The organism is Pseudomonas sp. PSB18 (assembly GCF_014596565.1).
Classification (GTDB): domain Bacteria; phylum Pseudomonadota; class Gammaproteobacteria; order Pseudomonadales; family Pseudomonadaceae; genus Aquipseudomonas.
This window is the reverse complement of record NZ_NOIN01000002.1, coordinates 513,330-536,787: the sequence shown is the minus strand read 5'-3', so window position 1 is coordinate 536,787 and position 23,458 is coordinate 513,330. Positions and strand designations below refer to the sequence as shown.

At 61.8% G+C, this 23,458-nt stretch carries 23 protein-coding genes; 15 read left to right on the top strand and 8 right to left on the bottom strand.

The features are described 5' to 3' along the window. Nucleotides 1–73: 73 nt before the first annotated feature. Both CGA22_RS06545 and CGA22_RS06540 read right to left on the bottom strand, forming a co-directional pair. Nucleotides 74–973: a D-hexose-6-phosphate mutarotase gene (locus CGA22_RS06545; RefSeq protein ID WP_041021672.1), complete on the bottom strand. Its 900-nt coding sequence runs from the start codon at nt 971–973 to the stop codon at nt 74–76. Nucleotides 974–1,030: 57 nt separating this feature from the next. Continuing rightward, on the bottom strand, nt 1,031–1,435 hold the full coding sequence (locus tag CGA22_RS06540) for an acyl-CoA thioesterase (RefSeq protein ID WP_024777863.1): 405 nt from the start codon (nt 1,433–1,435) through the stop codon (nt 1,031–1,033). A 385-nt stretch (nt 1,436–1,820) separates the two neighbouring features. Here CGA22_RS06540 and CGA22_RS06535 point away from each other — a divergent pair, with 385 nt between their 5' ends. The 8 genes from CGA22_RS06535 (at nt 1,821) to CGA22_RS06500 (ending at nt 12,630) form a co-directional block, all read left to right on the top strand. Beyond that, nucleotides 1,821–3,119, top strand: coding sequence for an MFS transporter (locus CGA22_RS06535; RefSeq protein ID WP_041021671.1), 1,299 nt, complete (start codon nt 1,821–1,823; stop codon nt 3,117–3,119). Nucleotides 3,120–3,358: 239 nt separating this feature from the next. Next, the gene (locus CGA22_RS06530) at nt 3,359–4,357 is read left to right on the top strand and encodes a phosphate ABC transporter substrate-binding protein PstS (RefSeq protein ID WP_041021670.1); all 999 of its coding nucleotides are present in this window, start codon (nt 3,359–3,361) and stop codon (nt 4,355–4,357) included. Nucleotides 4,358–4,827: 470 nt separating this feature from the next. Continuing rightward, on the top strand, nt 4,828–6,861 hold the full coding sequence (locus tag CGA22_RS06525; protein ID WP_188258533.1) for an ABC transporter permease subunit: 2,034 nt from the start codon (nt 4,828–4,830) through the stop codon (nt 6,859–6,861). Nucleotides 6,862–6,876: 15 nt separating this feature from the next. Next, a complete protein-coding gene (gene pstA, locus CGA22_RS06520) occupies nt 6,877–8,547 on the top strand; it encodes a phosphate ABC transporter permease PstA (RefSeq protein ID WP_041020232.1) in 1,671 nt (556 codons plus the stop codon). A gap of 138 nt (nt 8,548–8,685) precedes the next feature. Further along, on the top strand, nt 8,686–9,519 hold the full coding sequence (gene pstB / locus CGA22_RS06515) for a phosphate ABC transporter ATP-binding protein PstB (protein ID WP_188258518.1): 834 nt from the start codon (nt 8,686–8,688) through the stop codon (nt 9,517–9,519). A gap of 112 nt (nt 9,520–9,631) precedes the next feature. Continuing rightward, complete coding sequence (gene phoU, locus CGA22_RS06510; RefSeq protein ID WP_041024047.1) at nt 9,632–10,393, top strand: phosphate signaling complex protein PhoU; 762 nt, start codon at nt 9,632–9,634, stop codon at nt 10,391–10,393. Nucleotides 10,394–10,561: 168 nt separating this feature from the next. Then, nucleotides 10,562–11,506 (top strand): response regulator, encoded by a 945-nt coding sequence (locus CGA22_RS06505; protein WP_188258517.1) that lies wholly within the window; start codon nt 10,562–10,564, stop codon nt 11,504–11,506. 227 nt (nt 11,507–11,733) lie between these two features. Beyond that, the gene (locus CGA22_RS06500; protein WP_041024045.1) at nt 11,734–12,630 is read left to right on the top strand and encodes a peptidoglycan DD-metalloendopeptidase family protein; all 897 of its coding nucleotides are present in this window, start codon (nt 11,734–11,736) and stop codon (nt 12,628–12,630) included. Nucleotides 12,631–12,814: 184 nt separating this feature from the next. On the opposite strand, the gene CGA22_RS06495 is transcribed toward CGA22_RS06500, so the two are convergent. The 3 genes from CGA22_RS06495 to phoB form a co-directional block, all read right to left on the bottom strand. Beyond that, the gene (locus tag CGA22_RS06495) at nt 12,815–14,155 is read right to left on the bottom strand and encodes a hemolysin family protein (RefSeq protein WP_041020539.1); all 1,341 of its coding nucleotides are present in this window, start codon (nt 14,153–14,155) and stop codon (nt 12,815–12,817) included. Nucleotides 14,156–14,279: 124 nt separating this feature from the next. Next, nucleotides 14,280–15,566 carry a phosphate regulon sensor histidine kinase PhoR gene (phoR, locus tag CGA22_RS06490; RefSeq protein WP_256223063.1) on the bottom strand — a complete coding sequence of 429 codons (1,287 nt, stop codon included), beginning with the start codon at nt 15,564–15,566 and terminating at the stop codon, nt 14,280–14,282. A gap of 81 nt (nt 15,567–15,647) precedes the next feature. Next, nucleotides 15,648–16,337: a phosphate regulon transcriptional regulator PhoB gene (gene phoB, locus CGA22_RS06485; RefSeq protein ID WP_003177195.1), complete on the bottom strand. Its 690-nt coding sequence runs from the start codon at nt 16,335–16,337 to the stop codon at nt 15,648–15,650. A 152-nt stretch (nt 16,338–16,489) separates the two neighbouring features. On the opposite strand from phoB, the gene CGA22_RS06480 reads away from it, so the two are divergent. Continuing rightward, nucleotides 16,490–16,873 carry a hypothetical protein gene (locus tag CGA22_RS06480; protein ID WP_041020537.1) on the top strand — a complete coding sequence of 128 codons (384 nt, stop codon included), beginning with the start codon at nt 16,490–16,492 and terminating at the stop codon, nt 16,871–16,873. A gap of 59 nt (nt 16,874–16,932) precedes the next feature. Here the strand turns inward: CGA22_RS06480 and ubiA are convergent, their stop codons facing one another. Both ubiA and CGA22_RS06470 read right to left on the bottom strand, forming a co-directional pair. Next, a complete protein-coding gene (gene ubiA, locus CGA22_RS06475) occupies nt 16,933–17,823 on the bottom strand; it encodes a 4-hydroxybenzoate octaprenyltransferase (RefSeq protein WP_041020536.1) in 891 nt (296 codons plus the stop codon). Then, a complete protein-coding gene (locus tag CGA22_RS06470; protein ID WP_041020540.1) occupies nt 17,823–18,386 on the bottom strand; it encodes a chorismate--pyruvate lyase family protein in 564 nt (187 codons plus the stop codon). The genes ubiA and CGA22_RS06470 overlap by 1 nt, the downstream gene beginning before the upstream one ends. A gap of 176 nt (nt 18,387–18,562) precedes the next feature. On the opposite strand from CGA22_RS06470, the gene CGA22_RS06465 reads away from it, so the two are divergent. From CGA22_RS06465 to CGA22_RS06455, 3 genes are all read left to right on the top strand, one after another. After that, complete coding sequence (locus tag CGA22_RS06465; RefSeq protein ID WP_041020535.1) at nt 18,563–18,730, top strand: rubredoxin; 168 nt, start codon at nt 18,563–18,565, stop codon at nt 18,728–18,730. A gap of 34 nt (nt 18,731–18,764) precedes the next feature. Next, complete coding sequence (locus CGA22_RS06460) at nt 18,765–19,913, top strand: NAD(P)/FAD-dependent oxidoreductase (protein WP_041020534.1); 1,149 nt, start codon at nt 18,765–18,767, stop codon at nt 19,911–19,913. Between the two features lie 192 nt (nt 19,914–20,105). Beyond that, on the top strand, nt 20,106–20,381 hold the full coding sequence (locus tag CGA22_RS06455) for an HU family DNA-binding protein (protein ID WP_024777879.1): 276 nt from the start codon (nt 20,106–20,108) through the stop codon (nt 20,379–20,381). Nucleotides 20,382–20,563: 182 nt separating this feature from the next. On the opposite strand, the gene CGA22_RS06450 is transcribed toward CGA22_RS06455, so the two are convergent. Beyond that, complete coding sequence (locus CGA22_RS06450; protein WP_041020533.1) at nt 20,564–20,941, bottom strand: hypothetical protein; 378 nt, start codon at nt 20,939–20,941, stop codon at nt 20,564–20,566. Between the two features lie 223 nt (nt 20,942–21,164). On the opposite strand from CGA22_RS06450, the gene CGA22_RS06445 reads away from it, so the two are divergent. The 3 genes from CGA22_RS06445 to CGA22_RS06435 are packed head-to-tail and all read left to right on the top strand — an operon-like array spanning nt 21,165 to nt 23,453. Then, nucleotides 21,165–21,599 carry a DcrB-related protein gene (locus CGA22_RS06445; protein WP_041020532.1) on the top strand — a complete coding sequence of 145 codons (435 nt, stop codon included), beginning with the start codon at nt 21,165–21,167 and terminating at the stop codon, nt 21,597–21,599. Between the two features lie 28 nt (nt 21,600–21,627). Further along, nucleotides 21,628–22,923, top strand: coding sequence for a PAAR domain-containing protein (locus tag CGA22_RS06440; RefSeq protein WP_041020531.1), 1,296 nt, complete (start codon nt 21,628–21,630; stop codon nt 22,921–22,923). Further along, nucleotides 22,920–23,453, top strand: coding sequence for a hypothetical protein (locus CGA22_RS06435; protein WP_041020530.1), 534 nt, complete (start codon nt 22,920–22,922; stop codon nt 23,451–23,453). The genes CGA22_RS06440 and CGA22_RS06435 overlap by 4 nt, the downstream gene beginning before the upstream one ends. Nucleotides 23,454–23,458: the final 5 nt, after the last annotated feature.

The following is a 23,458-nucleotide window of genomic DNA, read 5'->3' as shown; positions in this document are numbered from 1 at the left end:
TCAGTCAAGGTAATGGTGGCTGACAGATCGCTATCGCGAGCAGGCTCGCTCCCACAGAGGGATGTGATGGGGCTTAGAGCGGTTTGCTACTGATACTCACGCCCAGGGTATGACTGGCCTCGGGCAACAGCGTCACCACATCGTCCATCACGTTCGCCGTCTCGATGCACAGCATGCGCTGCCAGCCATCGTCGGCCATGTCGCTGAAGGCCTTGGCGCGTTCGGTCCAGGGGTTCCATATCACTGCCGAGCGTGAGCCGCTGCTGGTCAGTTCGATCCGTCGTTCCCAATGCGGGTCGACGATGCTCAGTGTCGCCGGGGTATCGAGATAGACACGGTCGGTCTCGCCGGCAAAGTGCAGGTCGCCGGCCTGGGTGGCGGTTTTCCAGTCATCAAGGGTTTCGATGTAGTTCAAGCCGGCCACGCCTTCGACATGCACATTGCGCACGTCGCTCACGGCGAAATAGCTGTGCAGCGCCTGGCTGAGGCTGACCGTTTCGCTGCCGCGGTTATGGCTGGTGAGACTGATGTGCAGTTGCGCGTCCATCACGATGGTCAGCGTCAGGTCGACCTGATGAGGCCAGCCCGCCAGGCCATTTTCGGGGTAGGGCAGCACGAATTCGATTTTCAGGCCTTCGCCTTCGGCTTCGATGCCTTTCAATTCCCAATCCATCGCCCGCACCAGGCCGTGGGCGGTGGCCGGCTCGTTGCTCACGCGCATGGCCTGGACGCTGTCGGGGTTGCGGGTCAGGTTGCCGAACCATGGCCAGCACACCGGCACACCGGCGCGAATGCTTTTGCCCGCCTTGAAGGTCGCCTGGTCGTTGAGCCAGATCAGCGGCGGTTGGCCATCCACTTGATAGCTGAGGATATGCGCGCCTTGCTGGGCCACCAGCAACTCGGCCTGACCGTGGCGGATACGCCAGCCATTGAGTTCATCCAGTTTGACGGCTTCGACATTGGGCGTGGGCATACTGCAAACCTCGTTCAGGAACAGGAACCGCAATGGACCACAAAACGGTCGTCGCGTTTAACGAGCGCGCGGCGGAACCGAACGGGTGCGGCCACTGCCATCGATGGCGACGAACACGAACACCGCCTCGGTCACCTTGCGCCATTCACTGGACAGCGGGTCGTCGCTCCAGACCTCGACCATCATCTGGATCGAGCTGCGGCCGATCTCCAGGGTCTGGGTATAGAACGACAGCTGTGCACCCACGGCCACCGGCACCAGGAACGCCATGCGATCGATCGCCACGGTCGCCACGCGCCCGCCGGCTACCCGGCTGGCCATTGCCGTGCCGGCCAAGTCCATCTGGGACACCAACCAGCCGCCGAAAATATCGCCGAAGCCATTCGTGTCGCGGGGAAGCGCGGTGATTTGCAGGGCCAGGTCGCCTTGCGGGATTGGATCTTCTTGTTCGAGCTCTATCATGCCGGGGGTGCCTCTGACCCGTAACGCTGTCTTGTACTTCAGGTGAATAGCCGTCTTTGTAAAAAACGATTCAGCCCGAACACATTGCGTTCGTGACGTTTTTCGTAAAGGCGCGCTAAAGGGAGACTCTGCGAAACCGGCTGGTTCTGGTGTTTTCTCCTACAAAACCCTGCACCACCAACGACGTTTTCGCACAGCAACCCCTTACAGAGTGTCGCAAGCTAGCGAGTATATCGGGCGATAGCCGTCGAGACGACCACCGGGTTCTGATTTCGACCGAGAATGACGTGCCTCCCTGTGCTTTTTCGAACAATTTGCTATCGTGCCAAACCGCTCCAACCCCGATTTGCGGGTTGCAGAACCGACTATAAGAGAAGCCTTCGCCATGACCACTGCGCCTTCGAGCACGGCAGCCCCTGCGCAACCCGCCCGTCCATTGACCCGCAACGATTACAAGACCCTGTCGCTGTCTGCCCTGGGCGGCGCCCTGGAGTTCTACGATTTCATCATTTTCGTGTTCTTCGCCACCGTGGTCGGCAAATTGTTCTTCCCCGCCGACATGCCCGAGTGGCTGCGCCTGATGCAGACATTCGGCATCTTTGCCGCCGGCTATCTGGCGCGGCCCCTGGGCGGGATCGTCATGGCCCACTTCGGCGACCTGCTGGGGCGCAAGAAAATGTTCACCCTGAGCATCTTTATGATGGCCGTGCCCACCCTGATCATGGGCCTGTTACCCACCTACGCGCAGATCGGCATGTGGGCGCCGATCCTGCTGTTGCTGATGCGGGTGATCCAGGGCGCGGCCATTGGCGGTGAAGTGCCTGGGGCCTGGGTGTTCGTCTCCGAACACGTTCCAGGGCGGCACATCGGTTATGCCTGCGGCACCCTCACGTCCGGCCTGACGGCAGGGATCCTGCTGGGCTCGCTGGTGGCCACCGCGATCAACAGCCTCTATACGCCGGTGGAAGTGGCGGATTACGCCTGGCGTATTCCGTTCCTGCTGGGCGGTGTGTTCGGGCTCTTTTCGGTGTACCTGCGCCAGTGGCTCCACGAGACTCCGGTGTTCGCCGAACTGCAACTGCGCAAGGCCCTGGCTGAAGAAGTGCCGTTGCGCGCGGTGCTGCGTGACCACCGCGGCGCCATCGTTATTTCCATGCTGCTGACCTGGTTGTTGTCCGCCGCCATCGTGGTGCTGATCCTGATGACCCCGACGGTCTTGCAGACGGTCTACCATTTCGCGCCGACCACCGCCTTGCAGTCCAACAGCGTGGCGATCGTAATGCTGAGCATCGGCTGCATCCTGGCCGGAGCCCTGGCGGACCGCTTCGGCGCGGGGCGGGTCTTCGTCTTCGGTTGCGCCGCATTGCTGGCCAGTGCCTGGACCTTCTACCACAACCTGGCCGACCATCCGCAGTGGCTGTTCCCGATGTATGCCTTGACCGGCCTGCTGGTGGGCACCATCGGGGCGGTGCCCTACGTCATGGTCAAGGCCTTCCCGCCGGTGGTGCGCTTCAGCGGTCTGTCGTTCTCCTACAACGTGGCCTACGCGATTTTCGGCGGCCTGACGCCGATGATCGTCAGCCTGCTGCTCAAGGAGAGTCCGATGGGGCCGGCTTATTATGTGGCGGTGTTGTGTGGGGTCGGGATGGTGGTGGGTGGTTATCTGTGGAAGAAGGGGCGCTAATCTTCCATTTTTCATTAGCTTTACTGGCCTCATCGCGAGCAGGCTCGCTCCCACAATGGTTCTGCGCCATCGCGTAAACCCTGTGGGAGCGAGCCTGCTCGCGATAGGGGACTCTGCGAATCATCTTGTAAAACTCAATGCTGGCCTTTCATCCAATTGTCATATTTCAGCCATAGAGTGTTCACACGGCTTACCGATACTTGGCCGACTTAACACACCCTATCTGCTAGGAGTAAGGCATGAAACTGAAGCGTTTGATGGCGGCAATGACTTTTGTCGCTGCTGGCGTCGCGACTGCCAACGCGGTTGCCGCTGTTGACCCTGCGATCCCGAGCTACACCAAGACCACTGGTGTGTCGGGCAACCTGTCCAGCGTCGGCTCCGATACCCTGGCAAACCTGATGACCTTGTGGGCCGAGAACTACAAGAAGGAATACCCGAACGTAAACATCCAGATCCAGGCCGCAGGTTCCTCCACCGCGCCGCCCGCACTCACCGAAGGCACCTCCAACCTGGGCCCGATGAGCCGCAAGATGAAAGACAACGAACTGCAGGCCTTCGAACAGAAGTACGGCTACAAGCCAACCGCTATCCCGGTTGCCGTGGACGCCCTGGCTGTATTCGTGCACAAGGACAACCCGATCCAGCACCTGACCATGGAACAGGTCGACGCGATCTTCTCGTCCACCCGCCTGTGCGGTGCCAAGGCTGACGTCAAGACCTGGGGCGACCTGGGCGTGACCGGCGACCTGGCCAACAAGCCGGTTCAACTGTTCGGTCGCAACTCGGTATCCGGCACCTACGGCTACTTCAAGGAAGAAGCCCTGTGCAAAGGTGACTACAAGCCAAACGTCAACGAACAACCTGGCTCGGCTTCGGTCGTGCAGTCGATCAGCTCCTCGCTGAACGGCGTGGGTTACTCGGGCATCGGCTACAAGACCGCCAGCGTGAAAACCGTGGCCCTGGCCAAGAAAGGCAGCACCGAGTTCATCGAAGACACCGAAGAAAACGCACTGAACGGCAAATACCCGCTGTCGCGTTTCCTCTACGTGTATGTCAACAAGGCCCCGAACAAGCCTCTGGCCCCGCTGGAAGCCGAGTTCGTGAAGATGGTCCTGTCCAAGCAAGGTCAGGAAGTCGTGGTCAAGGACGGCTACATCCCACTGCCAGCCAAAGTAGCCGCCAAGGCACTGGCTGACCTGGGCCTGTCGGAAGGCGGCAACGTCGCCAAGCAGTAACACCTGAGCCCGGGCCAACGCCCGGCTCTCTGTAGGAGCGGGCTTGCTCGCGAATGCGATGGATCAGTCGGCATCGATGTTGAATGCTGGGCCCTTCGCGAGCAAGCCCGCTCCCACAGACACTAATTTCCTCTCCGCTGCCAGTTTCCACGGGCGGCGGATTTGTTGCGTCACTGCATTGTCATCTTTCTGTCATACAGGATCGCTAGGGTGTGCGCATGAATGATCTGGCCAATTCCACAATGACTACGACTTCCCCTCCCAAGCGCATTGATTTCAATACGCCTGAGCTGCAACGCAAGCGCCGTATCCGTGCGCTGAAGGACCGCCTGACCCGCTGGTACGTCCTGGTCGGTGGCCTTGCCGTCCTGGCTGCCATCACCCTGATCTTCTTTTTCCTGGCCTACGTGGTGTTGCCTCTGTTCCAGGGCGCGGACCTGACGGCCAAAGACAGCATTACACCGGCCTGGATGCAGGACGCCGGCAAGCCGCTGATGATCGCCATCGAAGAACAGAATCAGGTCGCCATGCGGGTTTCCGACAAGGGCCAGGCGTTGTTCTACGACATCGACAGCGGTGCCGAGCTGCGACGCGTCGACCTGCCGGTGCCGGCCGGTGCCAGCGTGACGTCCATTGGCGAAGACCAGCCTGGCAGCCCGTTGGTAGCCATCGGTCTGTCCAATGGCCAGGCCCTGGTATTCCGTCACACCTATAAGGTCAGCTACCCGGACGGCAAAAAGACCATCAGTCCGGCGGTCGAATACCCTTACGGCGAAACGCCTATCGCCTTGAACGAGCAGGGCGCGCCGCTGGAGCATGTCAGCCTCAACGCCACCGATTCGACCCTGCTGATCGCTGGCTCCAGCGGCGCCCAATTGCAGGTGCTGTCGATCTCCAGCGAAGAAAACATGATGACCGGTGAAGTCACCAGCGAGCAGACGCGTATCGATCTGCCGCAGATGACCGAGCCGGTAAAGAACATCTTCGTCGATCCGCGCCAGCAGTGGCTGTACGTGGTCAACGGTCGGGCCCAGGCCGATGTGTTCAGCCTGCGGGACAAGAGCCTCAACGGTCGTTACAAGTTGCTGGAAAATGCCGACGCCCAGGTCACCACCGCGACCCAACTGGTGGGTGGGATTTCGTTGATCGTCGGCGACTCCAAGGGCGGGCTGTCCCAGTGGTTCATGGCCCGCGATGTGGACGGCGAGCAACGCCTGAAAGAGATCCGCACCTTCCAGATGGGCACCGCGCCTATCGTCGAGATTACCGCCGAAGAGCGTCGCAAAGGCTTCGTCGCCCTCGACGCCGCCGGCAAGCTGGGGGTGTTCCACAGCACCGCCCACCGCACCTTGCTGGTGGACCAGGTGGTCGACGGGCAGGGCGTGTTCGGCATGTCGCCCCGGGCCAACCGGCTGATCGTGGAGCAGGGCGGCAAGCTGAAACCGCTGTTGCTGGATAACCCACACCCGGAAGTTTCCTGGAGCGCGTTGTGGGGCAAAGTCTGGTACGAGAACTACGACGAGCCTAAATACGTCTGGCAATCGACCGCCGCCAACACCGACTTCGAACCCAAGCTGAGTCTCTCGCCGCTGACCTTCGGTACGTTGAAAGCCGCGTTCTACGCCATGTTACTGGCTGCGCCGCTGGCGGTGGCCGCCGCCATCTACACCGCGTACTTCATGGCCCCTGGCATGCGCCGCAAGGTCAAGCCGGTGATCGAATTGATGGAAGCCATGCCGACGGTGATCCTCGGCTTCTTCGCCGGCCTGTTCCTGGCACCCTACGTCGAAGGGCACCTGCCGGGCATCTTCAGCCTGCTGATGCTGTTGCCGATTGGCATCCTGGTGGCCGGTTTCGTCTTCAGCCGCCTGCCGGAGTCCGTTCGCCTGAAAGTGCCGGACGGCTGGGAAAGTGCGCTGCTGATCCCGGTGATCCTGTTCGTGGGCTGGCTGTCGTTGTACATGAGTCCGTACATGGAAGCCTGGTTCTTCGGCGGCGACATGCGCATGTGGATCTCCCATGACCTGGGCATCACCTACGACCAGCGCAACGCCCTGGTGGTAGGCCTGGCGATGGGCTTCGCGGTGATCCCGAACATTTACTCCATCGCCGAAGACGCCGTGTTCAGCGTGCCTCGCGGCCTGACCCTGGGCTCCCTGGCCCTGGGCGCCACGCCTTGGCAGACCATGACCCGCGTGGTGATCCTCACCGCCAGCCCGGGTATCTTCTCGGCACTGATGATCGGCATGGGCCGTGCGGTGGGCGAAACCATGATCGTCTTGATGGCCACCGGCAACACGCCGGTCATGGAAATGAACCTGTTCGAAGGCCTGCGGACCCTGGCGGCCAACGTGGCGGTGGAAATGCCCGAATCGGAAGTCGGCGGCAGCCATTACCGCGTGCTGTTCCTGTCGGCGCTGGTGTTGCTGTTGTTCACCTTCATCATGAACACCCTCGCCGAGCTGATCCGTCAGCGTCTGCGCAAGAAATATTCGTCGCTTTAAGAAAGGTAGAAGTCTGTGAAACAGAACTCCCTGAAAGGATGGTTCAAGAGCGGCGCCCCCGGCGTCTGGATCAGCGGTGGCGCGGTGTCCATCGCGGTCATCATGACCATTGGGCTGCTGGCAGTGATTGCCGTGCGTGGCCTGGGTCACTTCTGGCCGGCGGACCTGATCCACGCCAACTACAACGTGCCGGGCATGCCCGCGCACCTGGTGGTCGGCGAAGTGGTGCAGAAGGAAGAAGTGCCCCGTGAGCGCCTGAAAAGCGCCGGCCTGCCGGTGCCGGACGAGGGCCCCGAGTTCATGACCCGGGAGCTGATCAAGGTCGGCAACCGGGACCTGAATGGCACCGATTTCACCTGGATCGTCGGCGACTGGCTGAGCGATCAGACCACGCCGCCGGAGCTGATGGCCATCGAGCGCCGCGAGTGGGGCAATTTCTACGGCTATCTGGTCAACGTCAAGGAAGAAGGCAAGGTCGTCGCCGAGGGCGAGGCCGCCTGGCCGCAGTTGCAGGCTCGCATTGCGCGGGTCAACCAGCTCGCCGCCGAACTCAAGACCCTGGAAAAATCCGACATCGGTGCGATCAACGCCGGCCTGGAGCGTATCCGCCTGCACGGGCGCAAGTTGGAACTGGAAGGCAAGCTCGACGCCGCCGCGCAAGCCGACATGGCCAGCGAGCGTGCCGAACTCGACGCGCGCTACAAGGAGATTGAAGCGCGCCTGACCGACCTGCACGCCCAGTTCAACCGCGATAGCCTGACCGCCCGCGATGCCAACGGCAAGGAAGTGGAAATCGGCATCGGCAAAGTGGTGCACGCTTACCAGCCGAACGGCATGGGCACCTTCACCAAACTCGGTTTCTATTTCAGCAAGGTCTGGGAGTTCCTCAGCGACGATCCCCGTGAAGCCAACACCGAAGGCGGGATTTTCCCGGCGATTTTCGGCACGGTGATGATGACCCTGATCATGGCGATGATCGTGACGCCGTTCGGCGTGCTGGCAGCGGTTTACTTGCGTGAGTATGCCCGTCAGGGCCCGATGACCCGCCTGATCCGGATTGCGGTGAACAACCTGGCGGGTGTACCGGCCATCGTTTACGGCGTGTTCGGCCTGGGCTTCTTCGTCTATGTGCTGGGCGGCTCGGTTGACCGTCTGTTCTTCCCCGAAGCGCTGCCGGCGCCGACCTTCGGCACCCCGGGCCTGCTCTGGGCCTCCCTGACCCTGGCCCTGCTGGCGGTGCCGGTGGTGATCGTGGCGACCGAGGAAGGTCTGGCGCGGATCCCGCGCACCGTGCGTGAAGGCTCCCTGGCCCTTGGCGCGACCAAGGCCGAGACCCTGTGGAAGATCGTCCTGCCGATGGCAAGCCCGGCGATGATGACCGGCATGATCCTCGCGGTGGCCCGCGCCGCCGGTGAAGTGGCGCCGCTGATGCTGGTGGGTGTGGTGAAACTGGCGCCGTCGCTGCCCCTGGACGGCAACTACCCCTACGTGCACCTGGACCAGAAGATCATGCACCTGGGCTTCCATATCTATGACGTGGGCTTCCAGAGCCCGAACGTAGAAGCGGCGCGCCCTCTGGTCTACGCCACGGCACTGCTGCTGGTGCTGGTGATCGCCACGTTGAACCTGTCGGCCGTGTGGATCCGTAACCACCTGCGCGAGAAGTACAAAGCACTGGATAGCTGATTTCACACCGATTTTCTGTGGGAGCGAGCCTGCTCGCGATGGCGTCACTTCGGTGCAAAGCCAAACCGAGTCGCCTGGATCGCGAGCAGGCTCGCTCCCACACAACCGAACCGAATTTGTTAGCACAGGGAGCCTCCCATGCAACACGAAGCACATACACACGGCATCAACATGTCGGCCCTGGGTCGCAACAAGCAGAGCCTGAACCTGGCCGAAGAAACCGTCGCCATCGAAGTGCCAGGCCTGAACCTGTTCTACGGCCAGAAGCAGGCGCTGTACGACGTCAGCCTGAACATCCCGAAACAGCGCGTGACCGCGTTCATCGGTCCGTCGGGCTGCGGCAAGTCGACCTTGCTGCGCACCTTCAACCGCATGAACGACCTGGTGGACGGCTGCCGCGTCGAGGGTGAAATCAACCTCTACGGCAACAACATCTACCGCAAGGGCGAGGACGTTGCCGAGCTGCGTCGTCGCGTGGGCATGGTGTTCCAGAAGCCCAACCCGTTCCCGAAGACCATCTACGAGAACGTGGTCTACGGCCTGCGCATTCAAGGCATCAACAAGAAGCGTATTCTCGATGAAGCCGTGGAATGGGCGCTCAAGGGCGCGGCACTGTGGGATGAGGTCAAGGACCGCCTGCATGACTCGGCCCTGGGCCTGTCCGGTGGTCAGCAGCAACGCCTGGTGATTGCCCGCACTATCGCCGTGGAACCGGAAGTGCTGCTCCTCGACGAACCCTGCTCGGCCCTGGACCCGATCTCGACCTTGAAGGTCGAAGAGTTGATCTACGAGCTCAAGTCCAAGTTCACCATCGTCATCGTGACCCACAACATGCAGCAGGCGGCGCGGGTTTCCGACTACACAGCCTTCATGTACATGGGCAAGCTGGTGGAATTCGGCGATACCGATACCTTGTTTACCAATCCGGCCAAGAAGCAGACCGAAGACTACATCACCGGCCGCTACGGCTAGCGGCAGCTGCGAGCCGCAAGTTTCAAGCGGCAAGTAAAAGCAGTTCAGCGTAACGACACAAATCAGCTTGCAGCTTGAAGCTTGCAGCTCACAGCTTTTGCGGAGCAAACCCATGATTTCGAAGGAAGGCCTTACTCACCACATTTCCGCCCAGTTCAACGCCGAGCTGGAGGAGGTGCGCAGCCACCTGCTGGCCATGGGCGGCCTGGTGGAAAAACAGGTCAACGACGCGGTGACCGCGTTGATCGAGGCCGACTCCGGCCTGGCCCAGCAAGTGCGCGAGATCGACGACCAGATCAACCAGATGGAACGCAACATCGACGAAGAGTGCCTGCGCATCCTGGCGCGTCGCCAGCCGGCCGCTTCCGACCTGCGGTTGATCATCAGCATCTCCAAGTCGGTGATTGATCTCGAGCGGATCGGCGACGAAGCCACCAAGATCGCCCGTCGCGCCATTCAGTTGTGCGAAGAGGGCGAGGCGCCGCGGGGTTATGTCGAAGTTCGTCATATCGGCGACCAGGTACGCAACATGGTTCGCGATGCCTTGGACGCCTTCGCCCGTTTCGACGCCGACCTGGCGCTGTCGGTGGCCCAGTACGACAAGATCATCGACCGCGAATACAAGACCGCCCTGCGTGAGTTGGCGACCTACATGATGGAAGACCCGCGCTCGATCTCCCGGGTACTGAGCATCATCTGGGTGCTGCGTTCCCTGGAGCGTATCGGCGATCATGCGCGCAACATCTCCGAACTTGTGATCTACCTGGTGCGCGGTACCGACGTACGGCACATGGGACTCAAGCGCATGAAGGAAGAAGTTGAGGGCTCCCCGTCCGAATCCCCTAATGTTCCGGGCGAAACTGACGATAAGTAGGATTGCCAAGAAAAGCGCCCGGCCTTCTGGTCGGGCTTTTTTTTTGCCATTTTTTTTATCGACAGCAGCACCCCGTGAACGAAAAGTCCCGGCGTGACTGAAGGTTTTTGGCGATGTGCCATCAGTAAAAGCGGTATGCTTGCCGGGATTTTTTAGAGGTGTATCTGGATGAGTAAGGTCAGTGTGTTGGTCGTGGACGATGCTTCGTTCATTCGTGACCTGGTGAAGAAGTGCCTGCGCAATTACTTCCCGGGCATCCGTATCGAAGACGCGGTGAACGGCAGAAAGGCCCAGGCTCTGCTGGCCCGCGAGGCGTTCGACCTGGTGCTGTGCGATTGGGAAATGCCGGAAATGTCTGGCCTGGAGTTGTTGACCTGGTGCCGCCAGCAGGACAACCTCAAGGGCATGCCGTTCGTCATGGTCACCAGCCGTGGCGACAAGGAAAACGTGGTCCAGGCGATCCAGGCCGGTGTTTCCGGCTATGTCAGCAAGCCCTTCACCAACGAACAGTTGCTGACCAAGGTCAAACAGGCCCTGCACAAGGTCGGCAAGCTCGACACCCTGATGAACAGCGCGCCGACCAAGATGAATTCGGCGTTCGGCAATGATTCCCTCAGTGCCCTGACGGGTGGCAAGGCGGCTCCGGTCGTCGCGGCTGCGGCCCCGGCGCCCGCCAGGCCAGCCGCTGCCGCCCCAGCCGCTGCCGCCGCGCCGGCCCGTGGCCTGCTCAACAGCCCGCCGGTCAAGGCTCCTGTCGCGTCCGCTTCTGCCGGTGCCAACCGCGGCCAGGGCCAGTTGCGCCTGTCCAGCGGCACCCAGCAATGCGTGATCAAGGCCTTGAGCCTCAAGGAAGCGCTGCTGCTGGTCAAACGCTCCGATACCCTGCCGCAAGTGCTCGAGAGTTCGGTGCTGGACATGGAGCAGGGCGACAACGCCGAGACCGCGCGTCTGAACGGCTACCTGCACGCCATCGTCGCCCACGAACAGACGCCGGACAGCGAGTGGCTGCAGCTGACCTTCCGCTTCGTCGACAAAGACCCGCAGAAACTCGACTACATCTCCCGCCTGATCGCCCGCGGCACGGCGCAGAAGCACTTCGTACCAGGCGCCTGATCCGGTAGCGCCTTTCAGAGATCGTTCCCACGCTCCGCGTGGGAATGCCTCCACGGACGCTCTGCGTTCGGTTTTGAAGGACGCGGAGCGTCCCAGGCTGCATTCCCACGCGGAGCGTGGGAACGATCACCTCACTGATCCAATTCTGAAACATCCGTCGATTACGCTGGTCCATTCCAGCTGCTAGGCTGCTGTGCAGGCCTCCATTCTCGACAGAACCTTTGCCCATGCTCGCGCCCCTGTTGTTCGCTTGCGGTCTTGTCCTGGCCTCCACGTCGGCCATGGCCATGACGATCTACAAATCCACCGACGCCAACGGCGTAGTGTCCTATAGCGACCGCCCAAGCCGAGGCGCCCAGGTGTTCGTGTTTCGCGATCGCATGGTCGAACACCTGGAGCGTCAGGTATTTCTCGATATCAAGAAGCAGAAGGGCGCGGACGCGGTGTTCGTGCGCAATGACCTGTACGCGCCGGTTGAGATCGAGTTGAGTTTCGCCGGGTTGGACAATGTGAGCGGGGCGCCGAGCCGGCCGATTCGTCGGGTCTTGCCGGCGCGCAGCAACCTGCGCCTGGCGCTGCTCACGGCCATCCAGCCTGGAAAGCCGTTGATGTACACCCCCAGGTTCGAATATTCCCTGGGCGACCCGGCAGACGCGGCACAGGCCTATCGCTACCCATTGCCATGGCGCGGTGGGCCGTTCCGGCTGAGCCAGGGCGCTAACGGCCAGTACAGCCACTACGGTCCGAAGAATCGCTACGCCATGGACATCGCCATGCCCGTAGGCACGCCGATCATCGCGGCGCGGGGCGGCGTGGTGATCAAGACCGAGAATGAACAGACCGGCCGTGGCGACGACCCCTCGGGCAACTTCGTGCGGGTGCTGCACGATGACGGCACCATGGGCGTCTACCTGCACCTGCAGAAAGGTTCGGTGAGTGTTCGGGAAGGGCAGCGGGTGGCGGTGGGCACACCCTTGGCGTTATCGGGCAACACCGGCAACAGCTCCGGACCGCACCTGCACTTCGTGGTGCAACGCAATACCGGATTGGGGCTGGTGTCGATTCCCTACCAGTTCGATCAGCCGGTGGGGGAGTTGCCCAACTTTGCGGTGGGCAAACAATAGATTGGAGGTGTGCCGAGGGAGTTTTTGTGGCGAGGGGATTTATCCCCGCTGGGCTGCGAAGCAGCCCTGAACACCAGCAACGCGGTGTTTCAGGCAGATCGAGTGGGCTGTATGGGGCTGCTGCGCAGCCCAACGGGGATAAATCCCCTCGCCACAGATAAACCCCCTCGCCACAGGGCGATGCTCAATCGAGCATCAACACCTTCGCCAGAATGATCTTCGGTCCTTTCATCTTCTTGATGATGATCCGCAGACCTTCGACTTCCAGCACTTCTTCCTCTTCCGGCACCCGCTTGAGGGTTTCGTAGACCAGCCCGGCCAGGGTCTCGGCTTCGATATGGTCCAGGTCGATCCCCAGCAGGCGCTCGACCTTGAACAAAGGCGTGTCACCGCGTACCAGCAGCTTGCCCGGCTGGTACGCCAGGATGCCGCGCTCGGCCTTGCGGTGTTCGTCCTGGATATCGCCCACCAGCACTTCCAGCACGTCTTCCATGGTCAGGTAGCCGATGATGTTGCCGTCGGCCTCTTCGACCACGGCGAAGTGCGAGCCGCCCTTGCGGAACTGCTCCAGCAATTGCGACAACGGCATGTGCCGCGACACACGCTCCAGGGGACGGGTCAGTTCGGCCAGGTTGAACGACTCGGGAATGTGGTCCAGGGCCGCCAGTTCCAGCAGCAGGTCCTTGATGTGCAGCAAGCCGACGAACTCCTGGCGCTCGCTGTCGTACACCGGATAACGGCTGAACTTGTGGCGCCGGAACAGCGCCAGGATTTCCTTGAGCGGCGCGTTGAACTCCAGCGTCACCAGGTCTTCCCGGGAGTTGGCCCAGTCCACCACTTCCAGCTCGCCCATCTCCACGGCCGACGCGAGGACCCGCATGCCTTGGTCGCTCGGGTCCTGACCGCGACTGGAGTGCAGGATCAGCTTCAGTTCTTCACGGCTGTAATGGTGCTCGTGATGCGGCCCGGGCTCGCCTTGGCCGGCGATGCGCAGGATGGCGTTGGCGCTGGCATTGAGCAGGTAGATCGCCGGGTACATGGCCCAGTAGAACAGGTACAGCGGCACGGCGGTCCACAGCGACAGCAGCTCGGGCTTGCGGATCGCCCAGGATTTGGGCGCCAGCTCACCGACCACGATGTGCAGGTACGAAATGATGAAGAACGCGGTGAAGAACGAAATGCCCTTGATCAACTCCGGCGACTGGACGCCCACCAGGTCCAGCAACGGTTCGAGGATATGGGCGAACGCCGGCTCGCCCACCCAGCCCAGGCCCAGGGAGGCGAGGGTGATACCCAGCTGGCAGGCGGACAGGTAGGCATCGAGCTGACTGTGGACGGTGCGCAGGATGTGGCCGCGCCAGCCGTTCTGGTCGGCAATGGCTTCGACTCGGGTCGAGCGCAGCTTGACCATGGCGAATTCGGCCGCAACGAAAAAGCCGTTGAGCAGAACCAGGATCAGAGCAAAAAGAATCATGCCGAATTCGGCGAAGAGTGTAACGAGGGACAAGCCAGGGGAAGGGTCCATGATGGAGTTTTGCAGGTTCCGTAAGCGCTATAGAGGTTAAAAATGAGGGCCTGAGAAAGCAGGCATAAGTCAGCCAATGTAGCGGCTGACTCGGCGATTGCCTAGGGGGTAGTGCCGACCGATATCAATCGGCAGGGTTGGCGAGGCGTGCGCGAACCACCTGGGCCGGGGCGAAATGGCAGGTAAATGTGCTGCCATGGCCCGGTACGCTGCTGATTTCCATGCGTGCGCGATGGCGCAGCAAGACGTGTTTGACGATCGCCAGGCCCAACCCGGTGCCTCCCGTGTTGGAGTTGCGACTGGAGTCGACGCGGTAGAAGCGCTCGGTCAGCCGTGGCAGGTGTTTGCTGTCGATGCCGATGCCCGAATCCTGCACGCTCAGGTGGGCACCTTGCACGTCGCCCCACCAACGGATGTGGATCCGGCCTTGCTCCGGCGTGTACTTGACCGCGTTGAACACCAGGTTGGAAAACGCGCTGCGCAGTTCCGCCTCGCTGCCCTTGAGCTGCACCGCGGGGTCGACTTCCAGGGTGATGGTCTGCTGCTTGGGACCGGACAGTTCCTGGGCATCCTCGCTGATGATCTGCAGCAGGTCGTCGATGGGCACCGGCTGGTTGTCCGACGGGTAATCGGTGGCCTCCAGTTTCGCCAGCAACAGCAAATCGTTGAGCAGGGTCTGCATGCGCCCGCCCTGTTGCTGCATCTGCTGCAAGGCCCGACTCCAGCGCGGGTTCACTTCCTCGACGTTGTCGAGCAGGGTTTCCAGGTAACCGCAGATCACCGTCAACGGCGTGCGCAGTTCATGGGACACGTTGGCGATGAAGTCCTTGCGCATCTGCTCCAGCTGATGGATGCGTGTGACATCGCGCACCAGCATCAAGTGCTCATTGTTGCCGTAGCGGGTGATGTACAACTGGATGCGCAGCCGGTCGTTGGTGGGCGAGGGAATCTCCAGCGGCTCGGCGTAGTTGTCCTGCTCGAAGTACTCCTTGAAGCGCGGATGACGCACCAGGTTGGTCACCGGTTGCCCGCTGTCCTGGGGCGTCTTGAGGCCCAGCAGGGTCTCGGCGGCGCGGTTCCACCACTCCAGGTTGCCGTCGCTGTCGAGCATAATCACCGCATCTTTCAGCGCGGCGGTGGACTCCTGGACCCGGTCGATCACCGCCTGCAGGCGGCCGCGCACGCGCTGGTCGCGCCGTTGCAGATGATAGATGCTGTCGAACACCTCGCCCCACAGGCCGTAGCCGTCGGGTGGCGCTTCGTCGGGTTTGTGCAGGCGCAGCCATTCATGCAGGCGCAGCAACTGTTTGAGGGTCCAGGCCAGGTAAAGCCCCAGGCCCGCGGCCAGGCTCCAGCCGTAATAACCGCTGATCAGGCCGATCAGCAAACAGCCGGTCACCAGCAACAACATGTGGCGAATCAGGGTGCCATGCCAGTTTTGATTCAATTGAGCGCGCGTCCTTGTCAGCTTGTCGGGCGGTCAGGGCTCGGGTCAGGCCTTGGTAGAAAAACGATAACCGGTGCCGCGTACGGTTTGTACCAGATTCTCGTAGGCATCACCGAGGGCTTTGCGCAGGCGGCGGATGTGCACATCCACGGTGCGCTCCTCGACATAGACGTTGCCGCCCCAGACCTGATCCAGCAGTTGCCCACGGGTGTAGGCGCGCTCCTGGTGGGTCATGAAGAATTGCAGCAGGCGGTATTCGGTCGGGCCCATCTCGGCGGGCTTGCCGTCGATGGTCACGCGGTGGCTGATGGGGTCCAGCAGCAGGCCGCCGACTTCAATCGGCGCTTCGCCATCGGTTGGCCCGGCGCGACGCAACACGGCTTTCAGGCGCGCCACCAACTCCCGTGGGGAAAACGGCTTGGTGATGTAGTCGTCCGCACCCACTTCCAGGCCCTGGATTTTGTTGTCTTCTTCGCCCTTGGCGGTGAGCATGATGATCGGGATGTCCCCGGTCAGCTCATCGCGCTTGAGGCGCCGTGCCAGCTCGATGCCGGACGTGCCGGGCAGCATCCAGTCCAGCAGGATCAGGTCGGGCTTGCGGTCGACGATGATGGCGTGGGCCTGTTGGGAGTTCTCTGCTTCCATGCAGTCATAGCCGGCCATCTCCAACGCAACGGCAATCATCTCGCGGATGGGCGCCTCGTCGTCGACGATCAGAATGCTCCTGCCAACCATGGGGTAATCCTCTTGTCATTTAACTGTCTTGCGCCGCATTAGATAACGGAATTATTGCAGTCGTGTGACAGTTATTTCGGCGCCCGACGGTAAGGAGGATTCTGGACTACGCTTTTCAGTCTGAATCCTGACAACTACCAAAGAAGGTTTCCATGACTTATTTCACGCAATCCCTCAAGGCATTGGCGGTAACGGCTGCCCTGGCGCTTCCGGCGCTGGCCTTCGCGGCTGAGCCGGCGATGGAAAAGGACGGCATGCTGACGGATCACAAAGGCATGACGCTGTACACGTTTGCCAAGGACGCGGCCGGCAAGTCGATGTGCAATGACAAATGCGCCGCCAACTGGCCACCGCTGAAGGCTGATAGCGATGCAAAATCCATGGGCGAATGGACCGTTATCAAGCGAGACGACGGCTCGATGCAGTGGGCTTACGACGGCAAGCCGTTGTACACCTTCGTGATGGACAAAAAAGCGGGAGACAAGACCGGCGAGGGCAAGATGGATGGTGCCTGGCAGATCGCCAAGCCTGACTGACCGAGGTCTGGCTGGAGTCTATTGTGACGGGGGGATAAATCCCCTCGCCACAGTTGGCCTCAGCGCAACGCATAATCCAACACAATCCCCACGAAAATCGCCAGCCCGGCCCAGTGGTTGTGCAGGAACGCCTGGAAGCAGCGCATCCGGTCGCGGCCACGGGTGTACCAGAATTCCCAGGCAAAACACCCGGCGGCGACCAGCAGCCCCAGGTGGAACCAGCCGCCCAGCTTGAACTGCGAGCCGGCCAGCAGCAGGCAGCCCAGGGCCAGGCCCTGCAGCGTCAGATTGATCACCCGATCGGCATCGCCAAACAGAATCGCCGTGGACTTCACGCCGATCCGCAAATCATCGTCCCGGTCGGTCATGGCGTAGTAGGTGTCGTAGGCCACGGTCCACAGCAGGTTGGCGATGTACAGCAGCCATGCGGCCGCCGGCAAATGGCCGGTTTCGGCGGTGAACGCCATCGGCATGCCCCAGGAGAACGCAGCGCCCAGCACCACTTGCGGGTAATAGGTGTAGCGCTTCATGAACGGGTAGGTGAGGGCCAGCGCCAGCCCGCCGAAGGACAGCAGGATCGTCGGCGTGTTGGTGCAGAGCACCAGCAGGAAACTCACGGCCATCAGCACGGCGAAGAACACCAAGGCTTCTTTCGAACTGATCTTGCCACTGGCCAGCGGGCGCTGTGCGGTGCGCTTGACATGGCCGTCCACCTTTCGGTCGGCCCAATCGTTGATCACGCAGCCACCGGCGCGGGTCAGGGTTACTCCGAGGACGAAAATCACGATGTTGGCCAGCGACGGCGAGCCGTCACCGGCAATCCACAGTGCCCACAGGGTCGGCCACAGCAGCAGATAGATGCCGATGGGCTTGTCCATGCGGGTCAATTGCACGAAGTCCCACGCCCGTGGGTTCAGGCGATTCAAGGATTTGAGCAGTTGCACGTACATCAGCAAGTCTCCGAATAGGCGCGGGCGACGCTCCACAGGCGCGGCAGGAAGATTTCCGCGACCAGCACACTCAACGCCCCGCGATCGAAACGCGAGCGCCGGCCCCACAACTCAGCGGTGCGGACCTCGCGCGGCAACCACGGCTCGGGGTAATGGCACACCTCGATGGCCCCGCGCTTGAAGGCCTGGTCGCAAAACAGCAGCTCCCCCAGGGAGCGGCTACCCAACGCGTCCATCTGCAACCCGTCACCCTGCAAGGCGCTGCGGGCCGCCACACTGCGGGCGAACACCCAGGGCTCGCCGTGGCCGTGCAGATACACCTCGCGTACCCAGCCCTCGCTGCCTGGGGCCAGATCCAGTGCAGCACACTCGTCGTCACGCAACGGCTGCCAACCCTCGAACAACGGTGTCACGCTGAAATGTCCGTCCGACAGGCGCGTGAGGCGTCGGGTCAGGGAGCCTTCGTCGAACAGCCAGTCGAGTACACAGGCGTCGGGGCGAGGTGACAGCAGGTGCTGGGGCAGCCATTGCAGTGTAGGAAATATCGAATTTGTATGCGGCACAGAGGTCTTGAATGGCAGCAAATGAGGCCGCGAGCTTACCATGTCGGACGCTGGTTTTGACTGGCCCGGCCTGCAGCCTGCCGATCGTGCTTGCATCTGCCGCGAGCCATCAGTACAAAACGGCCCTGAGTCGGAAAAATACCGGCCCAGGCCTGACATCTTGAGGAAGAATTGGAATGAAGAAGTGGCAATGTATCGTCTGTGGCCTGATCTACAACGAAGCTGACGGCTGGCCTGACGATGGCATCGTGCCTGGCACCCGCTGGGAGGACGTTCCAGACGATTGGCTTTGCCCGGACTGCGGTGTCGGCAAAATGGACTTCGAAATGATCGAAATCAACTGATCATCCTTCACGTAAAGACCCCATGGAGAGCAATATGAGCGCACCTGTCGTCATCGTCGGTACCGGTCTGGCCGGTTACAACCTGGCCCGGGAGTTTCGCAAACTCGATAGCGAAACCCCGCTGCTGCTGATTACCGCGGACGACGGTCGTTCCTACTCCAAACCGATGCTGTCCACCGGCTTTGGCAAGAACAAGGACGCCGACGGCCTGAGCATGGCCGAGCCGGGGGCCATGGCCGAGCAACTGAAGGCCGAAGTGCGCACCCACACCCGTATCAGCGGCATCGATCCGGGCCACAAGCGCTTGTGGATCGGCGAAGAAGCGTTGAATTATCGCGACCTGGTCCTGGCCTGGGGCGCCGAAACCGTGCGCGTGCCGGTGCAAGGCGACGCGGCGGACCTGATCTTCCCCATCAATGACCTTGAAGACTACGCACGCTTTCGCGCGGCGGCCGCCGGCAAGCGCCGGGTGCTGTTGCTCGGCGCCGGCCTGATCGGCTGTGAATTCGCCAACGACCTGATCCTCGGCGGCTATGAAGTGCAACTGGTGGCGCCCTGCGAGCAGGTCATGCCGACGCTGCTGCACCCGGCTGCCGCTGCTGCGGTGCAGGCTGGCCTGGAAAGCCTGGGTGCGCGCTTCCACCTGGGGCCAGTACTCAACCGCCTGCAACGGGTCGCCGACGGGTTGGAGGCGCATCTGTCCGACGGCCAGGTGATCGCCTGTGACCTGGTGGTCTCGGCCATCGGCCTGCGTCCGCGTATCGACCTGGCGGCCGCCGCCGGCCTGGTGGTCAATCGGGGTGTCGTGGTCGACCGCCACCTGAAAACCTCCCATGCCAACATCTACGCCTTGGGCGACTGTGCCGAAGTCGATGGCTTGAACCTGCTGTACGTGATGCCACTGATGAGCTGCGCACGCGCTTTGGCCCAGACCCTGGCGGGCAATCCGAGCGCCGTCGGTTACGGCCCGATGCCAATTACCGTGAAGACGCCGGTTTGCCCGTTGGTGGTATCGCCGCCGCCCCGGGGCCGCGAAGGTGCCTGGAGCGTCGAAGGGCAGGGCACCGACATCAAGGCGCTGTGCCGCGATGCCGAAGGCAACTTGCTGGGCTATGCCCTGACAGGTGCGGCGGTGACGGAGAAACTGGCGCTGAACAAGGAACTTCCGCCCCTGCTGGCGTAAATACTGGGGGTTCTGTCGCAAAAGCCCTACTTTTGGTGCCACAAAGGTCGCCCTGACACTGGCGTCGGGTCCGGCCCCGTGCCATCCTCACTCCCGTCTGCCGCAGAGTAGAGCCTGCGGTGCCTTAGAGGCTGTTTCCCCAGAGGGCAGCCCAGACATAACAACAAAAAAACCGTCAAAGGGGCTTCATTCATGCGTAAACCAGAACTCGCCGCCGCCATCGCGGAAAAAGCGGACCTCACCAAAGAACAAGCCAACCGCGTCCTCAACGCCGTCCTGGAAGAAATCACCGGCGCCCTGCACCGCAAGGACAGCGTCACCCTGGTGGGCTTCGGCACCTTCCTGCAACGCCACCGCGGCGCGCGCACCGGCAAGAACCCACAAACCGGTGAGCCGGTGAAAATCAAGGCCAGCAACACCGTTGCTTTCAAGCCGGGCAAGATGTTGAAAGACAGCGTTAACCCGTAATTGCTACGGGCTCCTCGGGCAGAGGAGATAAAGCGGCAACGAAAAAGGGCATGACGAGGGAGTCGGATGCCCTTTTTTTATGGCTTTTTGTTCAGTGATGCAGTGCCTGTTAAACCGCTCCCACAGGGGATCTGCGAACGACCCCAATCCCTTGTGGGAGCGAGCCTGCTCGCGATAGCGGACTACCGACCCACCACCGGGTAATGCCTGATGCGGCACGCATAGTTATTGCCATCGCCCTTGCAGATGCCATCCAGGTACCGGTAGTCGACACGCACCGACTGCCCTTTCCCGGGCCATTGCCTGCGGGGCAGCGTGGCTTGGTAGTCGGGCGTTTCCGGCGTGAACGTGAGACTCGTGCCTTCCTCAGGACATTCGATCGCAGGCGATTTGCGGCTTACTTTCAGGACCTGGGCCTGGAGCTGCGGATACGGTTGTTTCAGCACCTCGACGATGCGCAGTTCCAGACGGCAGATCTGCCACGTTGCCGCGTGTACGGGCGCGCACATGATCAAAAGGGTCAAAGCCAATAATGCACGGCGCATTGCCTGGTTGTTCATGGTTGTGCTGCTCGGATGGGGGCTTGAAGGAAGCTTACCTGGCGTCGGACTCAATTCCGAGTTGAGCCGCAAATGGCTGTCCAGGGACGCTGCTGGAGAGAGAAAGTGAGACGGGTGTCATGGCCCCATGAACGGCCTCTTCCGATGCCTTGATTGTTACCAACTATTGCTTGAATATCTGCCGCTGACTCCGCCACCTCCATGCCTGGAAACAACCCGAATCATGCCGCTCTATCGCCTCCAAGAAGCCGATCTCGACATTCCCGACAGTTGGCAGGACCAGAGCATCAACATCTTCAAGTTGCCCGCCGTCGGTACGGCCAGGGAAGCCAGTTTCGTCATCAGCCGCGATCCGGGCCGGGGTGATACGCCGTTCAACGACTACGTCGCCACACAACTGACCAGCGCCGAACAGCAGTTGCCCGGCTTCAACCTGATCAAACGCTGGGATTTCGCGCTCCATGGCCATGCCGCGGTGTTGCTCGATTACAGCTGGCAGCGTGAGGGGCGGGAGCTGATGCTGCGCCAAGTGTTCATCGACCGCCAGCCCGTGGGGTTGATCACGACCCTGACCACCACCCCGAACGATCTCGTGCACCACGAGCCGGCGTGGAAGATGGCCATGCACTCACTCAAGCTGCGCCCACAAACTGCCTGATTCCCCTGCGCGAAGACGATAAACCCAAATGGATATGTTGGCCGCTGCGCGTCTTGGCGATGAAATTGCCCACGGTTTTGGTGTCGCCGCGATGGTGGCGGGGGCCGTTGCCGGTGCGTTGATCGGTGCGGCGGTGGTCGCAGCCACCGTGGCGACCGGCGGCGTGGCGCTGGCGATCATGGCCGGTTCGATTGCCGCGGGCGGCCTGTCGATGTTCCAGATCATCAAGGGCCTGAACACCATCTTCAACCTGCCCGAGCCGACCACGGGGGTGTTGATCATGGGCAGCCTCAATGTCCAGATCAATAACCGCAACGCGATGCGTGCGGGCGCAGACGTGTCGTCCAGCTGTTCGGGCCTGCCGATGAATCACCCGATCTGGCCATTCCCGGTGCTGATCGCCGAAGGCAGCGCAACGGTTTTCATCAACGGCAGGCCGGCGGCGCGGTTGCAGAGCAAGATGGTCTGCGGCGCGCACATCAAGAGCGGCAGCCCCAATACGTTTATTGGCGGGCCGACGGTTGCAGTCGCATTTGTCCTCGACATCGAAGGCTGGCTGCACACCGGGCTGGAAGCCTTGGGCATGGTCGCCATGGGCGCCGCTGCGGTACTGGCGGCGATGGCCGGTGCGGCGGCCTTCGCAGGGTTCGTGGTGATCGGTGGCGCGATGATGGGGGGCATGGCGCTGTTGGGTCAGTTGGGCGACCGCCTCGGCCCCGGTTATCGCGACTTGCTCCAGGGCATCGCCGGAATGGCGCTGCTGGGCCTGGGGCCGAAAATGGCCCGTCTCGGCGCGGCCCCGACACCCCGCGCGGCGGCCTACAAGGCGGGCGTGACTGAAGCCGATATCATGGCGATTCCCAAGGGCAGCCGGCCGCCGCCGCGGGATTATCTGGAAGGCCCGTATGTCGATAAACACCTCAAGACTTTCGAGGAGGAGGGTGGCAGTTTCCTGTTCACCTCGGACGATATCGCCAACCCCAAATATGGTTCGTTCAACCCGAACAAGTTCGTCATGGCAAAATCCGACCTGAACGCCGTGGTCGCCGAATACAAGAAAACCGGCGACGTTTCGGTGCTGGAGTCGGCCTTGGGTTACGATCCGGGATCGCTGGTGGGCAAGGACATCTACATGATGAACCTGGACAACCCCAAGGTGCTGATGCCCACCGGTAACGAAGGCGGGGTGAACTCGCTGTGGCGGCCGGGCGGCCTGACCCATCCGGGCGGCATGCGCGAAGCGGTGCTGGACAACGTGCCCATCGCCCACGGCAACGACATCAACGCGTTGATGACCACCCGAGACGTAGTGAGAATCCAATGAGCAATCCAAGCGACAACGTGCTGCTGCTGGCGTTGGCCAATAACGATCTGGACAAGTTCCTGGTGGGCGAGCCGTTCTACTTTCTCGAAGCCAAGAGCGATAACGACGAACCGCAGAACGTGGTGGCCGCGTTCGATCAGTTGATCATGCCGTACTGGCGCCAGACCCACGACGCCGGCTTCCCCATGCGCTTCGTCTCGGCGTTGCTGACGATGCTGGCGACGTACCCGGACCGCACGCGGGCGATCTACATCGCCCACGACTGGGTCTGGTACTACCGCTTCTGCCAGGACAAACAGCGCAAGCAGCCGCAAGGCCCCTATGGCGATCTGTTTGACGTGGACATGGGCAGTGTCGCCGTCGCCCTCAAGCGCCTGCTGGAACGGCACAAGGCCGAACTGGTGGCCGATACCCGCTGGGCGGGCGCTGCGTGGAACAGCCCGGACGGCATGTGGACACCGTTGATGCGCTCGGCGGTGACGGTGCGTGACCAACTGGGTGGTCCGGATTTCGTGCCGGCCAACATCTGACAGGG

Bases quoted from the DNA above. Each gene is read 5' to 3' on its own strand.
- phoR (WP_256223063.1), bottom strand. From the start codon at position 15,566: ATGTTGTTGCTGGTGACCGGCTGTTTGCTGATCGGCCTGATCAGCGGT.
- CGA22_RS06535 (WP_041021671.1), top strand. From the start codon at position 1,821: ATGACCACTGCGCCTTCGAGCACGGCAGCCCCTGCGCAACCCGCCCGT.
- CGA22_RS06455 (WP_024777879.1), top strand. From the start codon at position 20,106: ATGCGTAAACCAGAACTCGCCGCCGCCATCGCGGAAAAAGCGGACCTC.
- CGA22_RS06495 (WP_041020539.1), bottom strand. From the start codon at position 14,155: ATGGACCCTTCCCCTGGCTTGTCCCTCGTTACACTCTTCGCCGAATTC.
- CGA22_RS06435 (WP_041020530.1), top strand. From the start codon at position 22,920: ATGAGCAATCCAAGCGACAACGTGCTGCTGCTGGCGTTGGCCAATAAC.
- phoU (WP_041024047.1), top strand. From the start codon at position 9,632: ATGATTTCGAAGGAAGGCCTTACTCACCACATTTCCGCCCAGTTCAAC.
- CGA22_RS06530 (WP_041021670.1), top strand. From the start codon at position 3,359: ATGAAACTGAAGCGTTTGATGGCGGCAATGACTTTTGTCGCTGCTGGC.
- CGA22_RS06445 (WP_041020532.1), top strand. From the start codon at position 21,165: ATGCCGCTCTATCGCCTCCAAGAAGCCGATCTCGACATTCCCGACAGT.
- CGA22_RS06450 (WP_041020533.1), bottom strand. From the start codon at position 20,941: ATGAACAACCAGGCAATGCGCCGTGCATTATTGGCTTTGACCCTTTTG.
- CGA22_RS06480 (WP_041020537.1), top strand. From the start codon at position 16,490: ATGACTTATTTCACGCAATCCCTCAAGGCATTGGCGGTAACGGCTGCC.
- CGA22_RS06440 (WP_041020531.1), top strand. From the start codon at position 21,628: ATGGATATGTTGGCCGCTGCGCGTCTTGGCGATGAAATTGCCCACGGT.
- ubiA (WP_041020536.1), bottom strand. From the start codon at position 17,823: ATGTACGTGCAACTGCTCAAATCCTTGAATCGCCTGAACCCACGGGCG.
- CGA22_RS06505 (WP_188258517.1), top strand. From the start codon at position 10,562: ATGAGTAAGGTCAGTGTGTTGGTCGTGGACGATGCTTCGTTCATTCGT.
- CGA22_RS06500 (WP_041024045.1), top strand. From the start codon at position 11,734: ATGCTCGCGCCCCTGTTGTTCGCTTGCGGTCTTGTCCTGGCCTCCACG.
- pstB (WP_188258518.1), top strand. From the start codon at position 8,686: ATGCAACACGAAGCACATACACACGGCATCAACATGTCGGCCCTGGGT.
- phoB (WP_003177195.1), bottom strand. From the start codon at position 16,337: ATGGTTGGCAGGAGCATTCTGATCGTCGACGACGAGGCGCCCATCCGC.
- CGA22_RS06465 (WP_041020535.1), top strand. From the start codon at position 18,563: ATGAAGAAGTGGCAATGTATCGTCTGTGGCCTGATCTACAACGAAGCT.
- CGA22_RS06460 (WP_041020534.1), top strand. From the start codon at position 18,765: ATGAGCGCACCTGTCGTCATCGTCGGTACCGGTCTGGCCGGTTACAAC.
- CGA22_RS06525 (WP_188258533.1), top strand. From the start codon at position 4,828: ATGCAGGACGCCGGCAAGCCGCTGATGATCGCCATCGAAGAACAGAAT.
- CGA22_RS06545 (WP_041021672.1), bottom strand. From the start codon at position 973: ATGCCCACGCCCAATGTCGAAGCCGTCAAACTGGATGAACTCAATGGC.
- CGA22_RS06540 (WP_024777863.1), bottom strand. From the start codon at position 1,435: ATGATAGAGCTCGAACAAGAAGATCCAATCCCGCAAGGCGACCTGGCC.